The 13253-nt window shown below is 64.7% G+C and carries 11 protein-coding genes; 4 read left to right on the top strand and 7 right to left on the bottom strand.

Annotation, left to right across the window (positions count from 1 at the left end):
* Positions 1–11 precede the first annotated feature (11 nt).
* The 4 genes from MTBLM5_RS03265 to MTBLM5_RS03250 form a co-directional block, all read right to left on the bottom strand.
* Positions 12–1079: a saccharopine dehydrogenase C-terminal domain-containing protein gene (locus MTBLM5_RS03265; RefSeq protein ID WP_173974372.1), complete on the bottom strand. Its 1068-nt coding sequence runs from the start codon at positions 1077–1079 to the stop codon at positions 12–14.
* A gap of 18 nt (positions 1080–1097) precedes the next feature.
* Complete coding sequence (locus MTBLM5_RS03260) at positions 1098–1475, bottom strand: cyclophilin-like family protein (protein WP_173974371.1); 378 nt, start codon at positions 1473–1475, stop codon at positions 1098–1100.
* A 79-nt stretch (positions 1476–1554) separates the two neighbouring features.
* Positions 1555–2739 carry an acetate/propionate family kinase gene (locus tag MTBLM5_RS03255; RefSeq protein ID WP_173974370.1) on the bottom strand — a complete coding sequence of 395 codons (1185 nt, stop codon included), beginning with the start codon at positions 2737–2739 and terminating at the stop codon, positions 1555–1557.
* 10 nt (positions 2740–2749) lie between these two features.
* The gene (locus tag MTBLM5_RS03250) at positions 2750–4159 is read right to left on the bottom strand and encodes a bifunctional enoyl-CoA hydratase/phosphate acetyltransferase (RefSeq protein ID WP_217424963.1); all 1410 of its coding nucleotides are present in this window, start codon (positions 4157–4159) and stop codon (positions 2750–2752) included.
* Positions 4160–4367: 208 nt separating this feature from the next.
* On the opposite strand from MTBLM5_RS03250, the gene MTBLM5_RS03245 reads away from it, so the two are divergent.
* The 3 genes from MTBLM5_RS03245 to MTBLM5_RS03235 all read left to right on the top strand — a co-directional run bounded on the left by MTBLM5_RS03245 (position 4368) and on the right by MTBLM5_RS03235 (position 8628).
* Positions 4368–7088 carry a bifunctional acetate--CoA ligase family protein/GNAT family N-acetyltransferase gene (locus MTBLM5_RS03245; protein WP_173974369.1) on the top strand — a complete coding sequence of 907 codons (2721 nt, stop codon included), beginning with the start codon at positions 4368–4370 and terminating at the stop codon, positions 7086–7088.
* Positions 7089–7174: 86 nt separating this feature from the next.
* A complete protein-coding gene (locus tag MTBLM5_RS03240) occupies positions 7175–7972 on the top strand; it encodes a motility protein A (RefSeq protein ID WP_173974368.1) in 798 nt (265 codons plus the stop codon).
* Complete coding sequence (locus MTBLM5_RS03235) at positions 7969–8628, top strand: flagellar motor protein MotB (protein ID WP_173974367.1); 660 nt, start codon at positions 7969–7971, stop codon at positions 8626–8628. Before MTBLM5_RS03240 ends, MTBLM5_RS03235 begins: the two co-directional genes overlap by 4 nt.
* 6 nt (positions 8629–8634) lie before the next feature.
* Here MTBLM5_RS03235 and MTBLM5_RS03230 read toward each other — a convergent pair whose 3' ends face one another.
* Both MTBLM5_RS03230 and MTBLM5_RS03225 read right to left on the bottom strand, forming a co-directional pair.
* Positions 8635–9462: an MBL fold metallo-hydrolase gene (locus tag MTBLM5_RS03230; RefSeq protein WP_173974366.1), complete on the bottom strand. Its 828-nt coding sequence runs from the start codon at positions 9460–9462 to the stop codon at positions 8635–8637.
* Between the two features lie 32 nt (positions 9463–9494).
* Positions 9495–10262, bottom strand: coding sequence for an S-adenosyl-l-methionine hydroxide adenosyltransferase family protein (locus tag MTBLM5_RS03225; RefSeq protein WP_254430886.1), 768 nt, complete (start codon positions 10260–10262; stop codon positions 9495–9497).
* 304 nt (positions 10263–10566) lie between these two features.
* On the opposite strand from MTBLM5_RS03225, the gene MTBLM5_RS03220 reads away from it, so the two are divergent.
* Positions 10567–12825, top strand: a complete 2259-nt coding sequence (locus MTBLM5_RS03220; RefSeq protein WP_173974365.1) for a bifunctional diguanylate cyclase/phosphodiesterase — start codon at positions 10567–10569, stop codon at positions 12823–12825.
* Here MTBLM5_RS03220 and MTBLM5_RS03215 read toward each other — a convergent pair.
* On the bottom strand, positions 12775–13248 hold the full coding sequence (locus MTBLM5_RS03215) for a type II toxin-antitoxin system RatA family toxin (protein WP_173974364.1): 474 nt from the start codon (positions 13246–13248) through the stop codon (positions 12775–12777). The genes MTBLM5_RS03220 and MTBLM5_RS03215 overlap by 51 nt on opposite strands.
* Positions 13249–13253 lie beyond the last annotated feature (5 nt).

Raw genomic sequence — 13253 nt, 5'->3', positions numbered from 1 at the left:
ACCTCATTCCTTCAGGCATAGACGGCGCCGAAGCGGTTGGCCAGGAAATCGGACAACGACACCTGTTCCTGGCACACGAAGCCGGTCTGCGGGATCTGGCCCCGTTGATGCAGATCGACCATGGCGCAGATGGCCCCGGCAGTGGTCTTCTGGATGGCCGAACGCCCGCCCGGGCAATCGTCGCCATAGATCTTGCGGACCCAGCTTTCCTGCATCAGCCGCCCGCTCTTGCGCCCGACCACGGTGACGAAGATCAGCACCACGTCCTGGCGGGTGATCGGGATGGCGTTCTCGATGACGTCGCGAAACAGCTCGCGCCGCTCCGCCAGCTTCAGGTCGCGGGCCAGCATGCGAATCAGGTCGCGATGGCCGGGATAGCGCACCGTCTTGTAATCGAGATTGCGGACCCGGCCGGCCAGGGTCTCGCACAGGGTTCCCACGCCGCCCGAGGTGGAAAACGCCTCGTAGGCGATGCCGTCGAGCGAGAAATGTTCCAGCCCTTCCAACGGCAGCACCTCGATCAGCCGACCGTCAACCACCGATTGACAGGGGTTGCAATATTCATTGATCAGCCCGTCGGTGCTCCAGGTCAGGTTATATTTCAAGGCGTTGTCGGGATATTGCGGAAGGGCGCCGACCCGCAGGCGCACATCCAGGATCTCGTCGAAGCCGTCGGCCAGGCTTTTCGCCGCGATCGAGACGAAGCCTGGCGCCAGGCCGCATTGCGGCACCGCCACGGTTGCCGCCCCTTGGGCCAGCTTGCGGATGGCGTGGGCGGTGGCGATGTCCTCGGTCGGATCGAAATAGTGGACACCCTCGGCCAGGGCGGCCTCGGCCACCTCGGCGCACAGGAAGTAGGGCAGCGTCGAGACCACCGCATGATGACCCGACAGCGCCGCGCGCAGCGCGAACGGGTCGGTAACGTCAAGAGTGATGGGTTCAAGGCCGGGGCGGCGTTGCCCGGCCATCATTTCGGGCCGGGAATCGGCCAGAGTTACGCGCCAATCGCCGCTATCGGCCAACATCGCCGCCACGGTGATCCCGATCTTGCCGGACCCCAGGACGACGACGCTTTGCATGGGGTCCTCCGTTCCAGGTCAGGCGGAAACCGGCTCGACCTTGACCAGCTCACCCGGCTCGATCTTCAGCATGGCATGCGGCTCGACCGGACCCTTGGCCCAGATGTTCTCGGGCGCCGCCAGGCGGATTTCGTCGGCCACCGAGGCCGGCGTCGGCGCAAACGCGATCACCACCGCCTCGCCCTCGACGCGATAGGCCAGTTCGCCCAGCTCGACGACGGCACGGGCGTCGGCCTCGCGCTCGGCCTTGACCGGAATGGTGAAGTAAACCTCGCCGTCCCAGGTGGCGGCACGGGATTCGAACGGAGCGGCAGCAAAAATGGCATCCGCCGTCGGTGTGTCGAGCAATTCGACCTCGAGGTGGACCTTACCCACCGAAATCTTAAGCTTCCGCATCGCCGTTCCTTCCACCATTTCCATAGTCCCACACCTTGTCCTAAAGCAAATGTGGGGTCTAGTCACAAAAATGAAAGCATCATTCCGCCAATACCGCGCGAGTATGTTTGGCGATCATCATTTCCTCATCGGTGGGGATGACGTAGACGGGCAGACGACTTGCGGGCGTAGTGATCTTGTCGGCATGGGCCGCGTTGGCCGCCGGGTCCAGCTCGATACCCAGCCAACCGGCACCCTCGCACACCATGGCCCGAACCGGGGCGGAATGCTCGCCGATGCCGGCGGTGAAGATCAAGGCATCGATGCCGCCCATGGCCCCGGCCAGCGAGCCCAGCTCGCGGCGAATGCGGTAGCAGAACAGATCGACCGCTTCGGCGGCGTGGGGATCGGCGCTTTCCAGCAGCACCCGCATGTCGTTGGACACCCCCGACACCCCCAGAAGACCCGACTTCTTGTACAAAAGGGTCTCGATTTCGGCGGCGTTCATGCCCTTTTGCTGCAGCAGGTAAAGGACGACGCCGGCATCCAGCGTTCCGGTGCGCGTGCCCATGGGCAGGCCGTCCAGCGCTGTAAACCCCATGGTTGACGCCACCGAGCGGCCATTGTCGATAGCGCACATCGACGCCCCCGAGCCCAGATGGCACACCACCACCTTTCCGGCGGCGCGAACCGGATCGATTTCCTTGAAGCGGCGCGCGATGAACTCGTAGGACAGGCCGTGGAAGCCGTAGCGGCGCACCCCCTCGTCGGTCAGCTCGCGCGGCAGGGCAAAGGTTTCGGCCACCTTGGGATTGGTGCGATGGAAGGCGGTGTCGAAGCACGCCACCTGCACCAGACCGGGATGCACCACCGCCAGGGCGCGGATCGGCGCCAGATTGTGCGGCTGGTGCAACGGTGCCAGCGGCACCAGGCTTTCCAACTCGTCCAGCAACTCGTCGGTGATGCGGGCCGGCGAACTCCAGCGCGGGCCGCCATGGACCACACGATGGCCGGCGGCGACCAATCGGGCGCCGTCCAGATGGTCCTCGACCCAGTCGATCAGATGCTTCAACAGATCCTGATGGACCAGGTTGCTGTCGGCCGGCCAGCGCTGTTCGGCCAGCACCGTCCCGTCCACCGCCTGGGCGATGAAATGCGGGGCCACGTTGATGCCCTCGACCTGACCCTTGGCGGTCAGTCGGGGCTTGGCATCGCCATTGGCGAAATAAAGCGAGAACTTGATCGAGGACGAGCCGGCATTGATGACCAGATAGGCGTCTTTCATCGGGGTCCCCCTATTCCGCCGCTTTCTTGCCGCCGCCGCGCCGGGCGTGGGCGAACAGCACGGCGACGGCGCAACTGGCCAGGCGGGCCTTCGCGGAATCGGCGCGGCTGGTCAGGACGATCGGCACCCGGGCGCCGACCACGATACCGGCGGCGTCGGCGTCGGCCAGATAGGACAATTGCTTGGCCAGCATGTTGCCGGCTTCCAGATCGGGCACCAGCAAGATGTCGGCGACACCGGCGACCGGAGAATTGATCTTCTTGATGCGCGCCGCTTCGGCCGAGATGGCGTTGTCGAAGGCCAGCGGCCCGTCCAGGATGGCGCCGGTGATCTGGCCGCGATCGGCCATCTTGCACAGGGCGGCGGCCTCGATGGTCGAGTTGATCTTGGGGTAAACCGTCTCGACCGCCGACAAGATCGCCATCCTCGGCTGGGCCACGCCCAGGCAATGGGCCAGGTCGATGGAGTTCTGGGCGATGTCTTGCTTGTCTTCCAGGGTCGGATAGATGTTGATCGCCGCGTCGGTGATCAGCAGCATGCGCGGATAGGTCGGCACGTCCATGATGAAGACGTGGCTGATGCGGCGGCTGGTGCGCAGGCCGCGCTCGCGGCTGGCCACTTCGTGCATCATCTCGTCGGTGTGCAGGCTGCCCTTCATCAGCGCCTCGGCCTCACCCGAGCGGCACATCGCCACCGACCTTTCGGCCGATTCGTGCGAATGCAGGGTATCGACGATGCGGATACCGTCCAGGTCCAGGCCGAACTCGGCGGCGACCGAGCGGATCTTGGCCTCGGGCCCGACCAGGATCGGATTGATCAGTCCGCGCTTGAACGCCTCGACCGGGCCTTCCAGCGACACCTGATCGCACGGATGGCACACCGCCACCGAGATCGGCTCGAGCGGACCGCACCGTTCGATCAGATCCTCGAACACATGATGCGCGCGATGCAGCGACACCTCCTGCAGCACCGTCTTGGGCTGCACCACCTTGGTCGTCGGCGCCAGCACGCGGGCCTCGCCGTGAAAGACCTTCTCGCCGCGCTGGTTGACGGCGGCGCAGTCGAACACCACGTCGGCCGGCGCTTCCTTGGACTTGACGGTGATGGTGACGGTCAGGCTGTCACCCACCTCGACCGGCTGGTCGAATTCGAAGTTCTGGCCCTTGTAGACGGTGCCCGGACCGGGCAATTCGTTGCCCAACAGCGCCGACAGCAACGAACCGCCCCACAACGAATGGGCCAGGATCTTGCGATGATGCGCCAGGCTTTCCGCCTGCTCGGCATTGTAATGGGTGGGATTGAGGTCACCGGTGGCGACGCCGAACAGCTCGACATCCTCCATCCGGCAGGTGCGGGTCAAACTGGCTTGGTCGCCGATGCGGATCTCATCCCAGGTCCGGTTTTCCATCATCTCGATCATCATGCCCTCCTTCGACCGCGCACGGTGCTGCGATGCGGCATAATTTCACGGTCGGCCGAAGGTTACAACCAAGCGCGACAAAGCATCACCGATTTGACATCGGTCATACGGGTTTTCCCCAAGGCGTTGGACATACCACTTATGTTGCGACGCACAAGATACAGGCGTAGAGTGCCGGCTCAAGCGAAGGTACCAGACGGGGGACGTCATGAGCGTGCGCAACCTTAAGGCCCTTTTCCGTCCGCAATCGGTCACCGTGATCGGCGCGACGACGGAGCCCAAGGCGGCGGGCTCGGTGGTGATGCGCAACCTTTTGCAGGCCGATTTCGCCGGGCCGATCATGCCGGTGACCGCCGACCACAATTCCGTCGGCGGCGTCTTGGCCTATCCGGACGTCGCCTCGCTGCCGCAGGCGCCCGATCTGGCGCTGATCTGCACGCCGGCCGCCACCATTCCCGGCATCATCCACGCTTTGGGCGAAAAGGGTGCGCGCGCGGCCTGCATCATGACCCCGGCGCTGCACCACTTCCACACCGAGGACGGCCGCACCCAGCTTGACGCCGCCCGCGAGGCCGCCAAGACCTACGGCATCCGCCTGTTGGGTCCCAACAGCATGGGCATGCTGGTGCCGGGCATCAACCTGAACGCCTCGATCGCCCCGGAAAACGCCCTGCCCGGCAAGATCGCCTTCGTGTCGCAATCGGGCGCGCTGTGCACCACCGTCTTGGACTGGGCCTGCGCCAAGGGCATCGGCTTCTCGCACTTCATCCATCTGGGCGATTCGTGCGATGTCGGGTTCGGCGACGTGCTGGATTATCTGGGCAGCGACCCGCACACCCGGGCGATCCTTCTTTACATGGAAACCATCGACCAGCGGCGCAACTTCATGTCGGCGGCCCGCGCCGCCGCGCGCAACAAGCCGTTGTTGGTGATCAAGGCCGGCCGCTCGGCCGACGGCGCCCTGGCCGCCAGCTCGCATACCGGCGCCCTGGCCGGTTCTGATCTGGTGTTCGACGCCGCCATCCGCCGTGCCGGCATGCTGCGGGTGCAAGACATCGAGGAAATCTTCGGCGCGGTCGAGACCCTGGCCCGTTCGCGGCCGATGAAGGGCCAACGCCTGGCGGTCCTGACCAATGGCGGCGGCATCGGCGTGATCGCCGCCGACGACCTGGCCGATGGCGGCGGCGAACTGGCCGACCTGCCGTTGGACGTGCTGGAAAAGCTGGAATCCTTCCTGCCGCCCAACTGGTCGCGCGGCAACCCGATCGACATCGTCGGCGACGCCGACGGTGCCCGCTATGCCAAGACCTTGCAGGCCCTGCTGGATTGCAAATGCATCGACGCGGTGCTGGTGATGTACGCCCCCAACGCCATTTCCGACCCGGCCGAGGTGGCCGAGGCGGTGATCAAGGTGTTCAAGGACAAGCCCAGGGCCAACATCATGACCTGCTGGGCCGGCAACGCCATGGTCGCCAAGGCCCGCAAGCTGTTCTCGGATGCAGGCGTGCCGACCTTCGAGACGCCGCGCGCCGCCGTCCAGGGCTATCTGCACCTGCTGCAATATCGCCGCAACCAGGAACTGTTGATGGAAACCCCGGCCTCGGCGGCCGTCGATTTCATCGCCGACACCGCCCAGGCCCGGCGCATCGTCGGTGCGGCGCTGGGCCGGGGCGATTCGATGCTGACCGAGGCCGAGGCCAAGGGCGTGCTGGCCGCCTATGGCATCCCCATCGTCGAGACCCGCATCGCCCACAATCCGGCCGAGGCCAGCCGCATCGCCAAGGAACTGGGCGGCGAGGTCGCCTTGAAGATCCTGTCGGCCGACATCGTCCACAAATCCGATGTCGGCGGCGTGGTCTTGAACCTGGACGGCCCGTTCGAGGTGGAAAAGGCCGCCCACGCCATGCTGGAGCGGGTCCGCTCGATCTTCCCCGACGCCCGCATCGAGGGCTTCACCGTCCAGCGCATGGTGGTGCGCAAGCCCGGCACGCTGGAACTGATCGTCGGCGTCGCCACCGATCCGATCTTCGGACCGGTGATCTTGTTCGGCCAGGGCGGCGTGGCGGTGGAAGTGATCGGCGACCGCGCCGTGGCGCTGCCGCCCCTGAACCTCAACCTGGCCGCCGAACTGGTCAAGCGGACCCGGGTGTCGCGCCTGCTGAAGGGCTATCGCGGCCGGCCTCCGGCCAATGTCGATGCCCTGCACGCCACCTTGATCAAGGTCAGCCAGCTGATCATCGACATCCCCGAAATCGCCGAGCTGGACATCAACCCGCTGCGCTGCGGCGCCGAGGGCGTGCTGGCGCTGGACGCCGCCATCAAGGTCGCCCCGGCCAAGCCGGCCGAGGAACGCCTGGCCATCCGCCCCTATCCGGCCGAGTTGGAAGAGGTGTTCGTCATGACCGACGGCCGGCCGGTGACGTTGCGCCCGATCCGCCCCGAGGACGAGCCCAACCACCATGTGCTGGTGTCGAAGCTGACGCCCGAGGATATCCGTTTCCGCTTCTTCGGCCTGGTGCACGAGTTGCCGCACACCGAAATGGCCCGCCTGACCCAGATCGATTACGACCGCGAGATGGCCTTCATCGGCGAATTGTCCAACGGCGACGGCACCCACGAGACCCTGGGCGTGGTCCGCACCGTCACCGACCCCGACAACGAGGCGGCCGAATTCGCCGTGGTGGTACGCTCGGACCTCAAGGGGTCGGGCCTGGGCAAAAGGCTGCTGGTCAAGATGATCGAGTATTGCCGCTCACGCGGGACAGGCAAAATCGTCGGCCAGGTCCTGCGCGACAATACCCGCATGCTGAAATTCATCGAGCATCTGGGATTCAAGCAGGTCAAGATCGTCGATGGCGACATCGTCGAGGTCGAATACGACCTGGCCACCCCGATGGTCACCGCGCCCGAACCGCCCGAAGCGGCCTGAGCGATCGCCGCCCGACGCCCTGGGGCCTTGCCCGTTTTGGTCTTTTCACGCACAATGCCACTCGGATCGAGGGGAGTTGAGCCGTCATGTCGCTGGCGACAATCATTGGGTTTCTAGCCGGCATCGTGCTGTTTCTCGGGTCGATCTTCATTTCGACCGACAATTACCTGGCCTTCGTCGATCTTCCGTCCTTCGTGATGGTGGTTGGCGGCACCTTCGCCTCGACCTTCATTTCCTATGAACCCATGTATGTGATGCAGGCGTTCCGCCTGATGGCGTCGATCTTCTTCGCGCCGAAAATCCAGCGTGGCGTTCTGCAAGGCGAGGTGGCCCGCGCCATCCGCTGGGGCTACATGATCCAGAAAGGCGGCTTGGCCGCGCTCGAGGCCGACACCGCCAAGCTCAAGCAGCAGGACCGGTTCCTCGGCTACGGCGTCGATCTGGTGATTGCCGGCTATAGCGGCGACGAAGTTCGCTCGATCCTGACCAACGCGGTCGAGACCACCTTCCAGCGCTCGTGCGTGCCGGCCGACATCTTGAAGAACATGGCCGGCACTGCCCCCGCCTACGGCATGATCGGCACCCTGATCGGCCTGGTCATCATGCTGGGCCAGATGGGGTCCGACCCCGCCGCCCTGGGGCCGGGCATGGCGGTGGCGCTGATCACCACCTTGTACGGCGTGCTGCTGCCGCGCATGATGCTGCTGCCGGCGGCCAGCAAGATCCAGCAGCGCCAGGAAATCATCCGCTTCCGGAATTATCTGGTGACCGAGGGGTTGGTCCTGTTGGCCGAACGCAAGAACCCCCGCTTCATCCAGGATGCGATGAACAGCTTCCTCGACCCGTCGATCCATTTCGACATCGATAAGCAGAAAAGCAAATGAGCCGCTTCGAGCAAAAAAAGGAAGAAGTCGACGGGAGTTGGATGGAGACCTATGGCGACATGGTCACCCTTCTGCTGTGCTTCTTCATCCTGATGGCCTCGGTGTCCAAGGTCGATTCGACCCTGTACGAGAAGGTCCAGTCGGGCATGACCTCGGAGATGGGCAAGCAACCGTCCGAGCGCCCGATCGAGACCTTGAAGAACGAACTGGCCCAGGTGATCAACGCGCTGGATACCACGGGCCAGGCCGCCGATGTCGGCACCGACGATCGCGGCGTGGTGCTGAACCTCGATTCGGGTGCGATGTTCACTGCCGGCTCGGCCGAAATGAAGCCGGAATTCATGCCGTTGATGCGCGAACTGGTGGCGACCTTGAACAATCCGCGCTTCGCCGCCTATCGTTTCGAAATCCAGGGCCATACCGACGACACGCCGGTCAAGACCCCGCAATTCCCGTCGAACTTCGACCTGGCAGCCGCCCGCGCCCTGGTGACCATGCGGGCATTGGCCAGCCTGGGTCTGCCGCCCGAGCAGATGGTGGTGTCTTCCTATGGCCAGTTCGCGCCGCGCGTGCCCAACCGTCGCGAGGACGGCACCGCCCTGCCGATCAACCAGACCCTGAACCGCCGCGTCTCGATCCACGTCAACCCGCGTTGACAGGACTTATACCAAGACGATTTCCATGCCGTCGCGGGCGACGATGCTGCCCGGCCGCGCCGCCTGGACGGCGGCCTCGATCTCGGCCATCACCGGATCGATATGGTCGGGATCGTGGTGGAACACCACCAGCCGCTTGACCCCGGCCTGATCGCACAGCCGCACCCCTTCCTGCCAGGTCGAATGGCCCCAGCCGACCTTGGCGGGGAATTCGTCGTCGGTGTAGGTGCAGTCGTAAATCACCAGATCGGCGCCTTCGATCAGCGCCAGAACGTTGGGATCGGGGCTGCCGGGGGTATGCTCGGTATCGGTGATGTAGCAGACGGCGAAGCCGGCATGTTCGATGCGGTATCCGGTCGCCTCGTTGGGATGCTTCAAGGCCGTGGTCTTCACCACCACCTCGGGATAAGGCGAGAAACTGCTGCCGGCGGGAAAGTCCTCGAACGACAATTGGCCGCGCATGGTCTCGATCGGCACCGGGAAGGTCGGATTCTGCATCTGGCTGGTCAGCACGCCCTTGATGCCGCCCATGCGCTCGCCCAGATGCCCGGCCATGATCTTCAAGGAAAAAGTCGGCACATAGGCCGGCACGAAGAACGGGAAGCCGTTGATATGGTCCCAGTGGGTGTGGGTCATCAGCAGGGTCGCCGACTGGACCTTGCGCTTCATCAGGCTTTGACCCAGGAAACGAATACCTGTTCCGGCATCCAGGATCAGCACCTGGCCGGCGACATCGATTTCGACGCAACTGGTGTTGCCGCCGTAAACCACATGGTCAGGCGAAGCGCAGGCGATACTTCCACGCACCCCCCAGAACCTGACCGAATACCCCATCTCGGCAATTCTCCCGTTGCGACGGCGACAGACTAAGCCGAAGCGGCGTCCGGCGCATCCTGGTTTTTCTGTAGTTCGACGACCGCCCCCCCGGCGATCCCCAGACATTGATCGGCACGGCCGCCATTGACGGCCAATTCGACCAAACCGACCGAATTGACATACCAGAAAGGCTGGCCGGGCGGCAGATCGGAAAAAGTACGGGCGGCGGTCAGACGGCGGCCGTTGACCACCAAGACATCATCCCCGGCGACCGCCTCGCCGCGCAGTCCGGTCATCACATTGCCGAACCCATCGACATAGATGGTGACGGCCCAGTCGTTCGGCCAGTCCCCCCTGTCGATCCGGTCGGTCGGACTGCACCAAGGCGGTTGCGGGCGCCGGTCTTGGGCCAGGTCGGCCGCCACCGGCGCGAACAGGTCGCGGCCATGGAAGGTGGCCGACAGCTCGTCGGGCTGCCACACGATGCGCCAGAGGCCAAGAATGGTCGCGCGCCGGGCCGCCAGTTCGAACAGGCCGTTGTCGGGTCCGACCAGCAACCGGCCGTCGGCCTCGACCACCAGGGCGGCACGGTCACCGCCGACCCCGGGATCGACGACGCAAAGACCGACCGCGTCGGCCGGCATGCGGGGCAGCAGCGCCGCCAGCAAATAGGCCGACGCCTTGGGGTCGAAGGCGGGCGCGTCGGCCATCAGATCGATCACCGGACCGGCGAAGCCCCGCGCCAGCAGCGCCGCCTTCACCTGGCCGACATAGGGACCGGTCACGCCGTAATCGGTGAACAGAAAAATCGGACGCAACAACGAACCTTTCGACGAGAGGAGACAAGACAACCCAACGATCTTGTCATACTACCACGAAAGAACGAGATGAATGCCCCTTAGGATGTAGTCTAGACACCACTTTCATCCTCATGCCGTGCTAAAAACAAGTCCTTCCAGAGCTAAAGGCTTGTGCACAGACCTGAGCACACCTTATCTTGGTGATGGGTCGGGCAATCCATGCGGGGGTGCATGGTCGATGCCGGAAGGTTTTTCTATCGTGTCACCGCCACCACCGGGCAGAAGCGCCCGTTTGATCAGCGCCATTTCGGAACCGGCACGCATGCCGGCGCTGATTTCTTCGTTATATCTGCTTGCCGGCCTGGGCGGGATGGCGGTGTTCGCCGAACCGGTGCCCATGGCGGCCAGCGGCTGGCTGGTCGCGTCGGCCGCCTTCATGTTCCTGCTGCTCAAGCACGTGATGCTCAGGGGCGACACGCTGGCGGCCTCGCGGGCGCGGCGCCTGCAGCGTTCGGCTGCCACCAGCCTCGACACCATGATGGTGACCCTGGGCGACGGCCTGGCCCTGACCGATTCGGCCGGCATCATCCGCCACGTCAACCCGGCTTTCTCGCGCCTGTTCGGCTATCCGCCGGCCGACGCCATCGGCGAGCCGCTGGAAGGCTTGCTGGCGGCCCCGCATGCCGACCAATTGCGCGAACGCTTGCGCGCCCACAATTCGGACGCCACCTCGGGCTTCCTCAACGGCCGCCTTGAGGTGGTGGCCCGGCGCCAGGACGGCACCGCCTTCCCGGCCGAATTGTCGCTGTCCGAAATGGAACAGGATGCCGAGCGCGGTTTCGTCGTGCTGTTCCACGACATCACCGCCCGCAAGAAGGCCGCCACCCGCCTGTACGTGGCCGAGAAAGTGCTGGAATGCACCAAGGAAGGCGTGATGGTCACCGACCGCCGCGGCACCATGCTGTGGGTCAACCACGCTTTTTGCACCATTTCCGGCTACGAGCGCGACGAAGTGCTGGGCGCCAATGCCGGCCTGCTGAAGTCGGGCCTGCAAGGCCCGGAATTCTATAAGGCGATGTGGAACGCCATCCGCGAACAAGGCGAGTGGGAAGGCGAAATCTGGAACCGCCGCAAGAATGGCGAAGCCTATCCCGAATGGCTGTCGATTCGCGCCATCGCCGACGATTCCGGCCAGATCACCCGCTATGTCGGGGTGTTTTCCGACATCTCGCGCAACAAGCAGGCGGAAGAGACCATCCGCACCCTGACCTATATCGACCCGGTCACCGCCCTGCCCAACCGCCACCTGTTCACCGACCGCCTGAGCCAGGCGCTGGAGCGCGCCCCCCGGGCCGGCACCCTGACCGCCCTGGTCATGATCGGGTTGGACCGCTTCAAGCAGATCAACGAAACCCTGGGCCATCAGACCGGCGATCTGGTCCTGCGCGCGGTCGCCGACCGGCTGGGCGCAGCCCTGCGCACCGAGGACACCATCGCCCGGCTGCGCGGCGACACCTTCTGCTGCCTGCTGTCGGACCTGGACGCAATCCACGACATCCATCCGGTGCTGGGCCGGCTGCGGGCGTCGTTCGACACCGCCTTCGAGGCGGCGGGCCAGGAAATCTTTGTTTCCGCCGCCTTCGGCATCACCCTGGCCCCGGCCGACGGCACCGAACCCGACGATCTGGTGCGCAAGGCGGAAACCGCCATGAACCGCTCGAAGGAAGGGGCGGAACGGCTTTACCAGTTCTACACCCCGGAAATGCACGCCCACTCGGTCGAGCGCCTAGGCATCGAGACCGAACTGCGCCGCGCCATCGAGCGCGGCCAGCTCGAGGTTCATTACCAGGCCAAGGCCAAGAGCTGCGGCACCATCACCGGGGCCGAGGCGCTGCTGCGCTGGACCCATCCGGTGTTCGGACGGGTGCCGCCGACCCAGTTCATCCCCATCGCCGAGGAAAACGGCCTGATCGTAACCATCGGGGCCTGGGTCCTGCAGCAGGTCTGCCGCCAGATGGTTCAGTGGAAGCAAGAAGGCCTGGCCCCGGTCAAGATCGCCGTCAACCTGTCGGCCCACCAGCTGCATCAGGCCGATCTGGCCGAACGCATCCAGGCCATGGTCGGCGAACACGGCGTCGATCCCTCGCTTTTAGAGCTGGAAGTGACGGAAAGCGCGGTGATGAGCCACGCCGAGCGCGCCATCGCCACCCTGGAGACCCTGCACCGGGCCGGGTTCTCGGTGGCCATCGACGATTTCGGCACCGGCTATTCGTCGCTGTCCTATCTGAAGAAATTCCCGGTCGATACCTTGAAGATCGACCGCTCGTTCGTCCACGACATCGACGTCAACCCGGCCTCAAGCGAGATCGTCGCCGCTATCGTGGCGCTCAGCCATTCCTTGAAGCTGACGGTGGTCGCCGAAGGGGTGGAAACGGCAGCGCAGCTGGCCTGCCTGAATGCCATCGGCTGCGACCTGATCCAGGGCTATCATTTCGCCCGCCCGGTCGAGCCGGCAAGCTTCGCCGACAGCCTAAGGCTGGGCCGCCTGCCCGGTGGGTTGCCGGCTGTCGGGACCGTATAGCTGGCGGGCACGCTTTTCGAACGACGCCACCATCAGCTTGACCGCCTCGTTGAACAGCGCCCCGATCATCTTCTGCAGCAGCTTCGAGCGAAACTCGAAATCGACGTAGAAATCGATCCGCGTGCCGCCATCTGGCGTCGGCTCGAAGATCCAGTGATTGTTCAGATGCTGGAACGGCCCCTCGGTATAGGTGACGTCGATGCGACGATTAACCGGGTCAAGGTTAACCTTCGAGGTATAGCGCTCGCGGATCAGCTTGAAGCCGATCACCAGATCGGCGAAGAAGACGTTGCCGTCGCGCTTCCTGATCCGGGCGCCGACGCACCACGGCAGGAATTCCGGGTAACGCTCGACGTCGGCGACCAGCCCGAACAATTGTTCGGGGCTGTGCGGCATCTCGCGCTTTTCGGCGTGGGTGGGCACACTCG

The organism is Magnetospirillum sp. LM-5 (assembly GCF_902729445.1).
Classification (GTDB): domain Bacteria; phylum Pseudomonadota; class Alphaproteobacteria; order Rhodospirillales; family Magnetospirillaceae; genus Magnetospirillum.
Note: the sequence above shows the minus strand (reverse complement) of the source record. Positions and strands in the feature narration are given on the sequence as shown.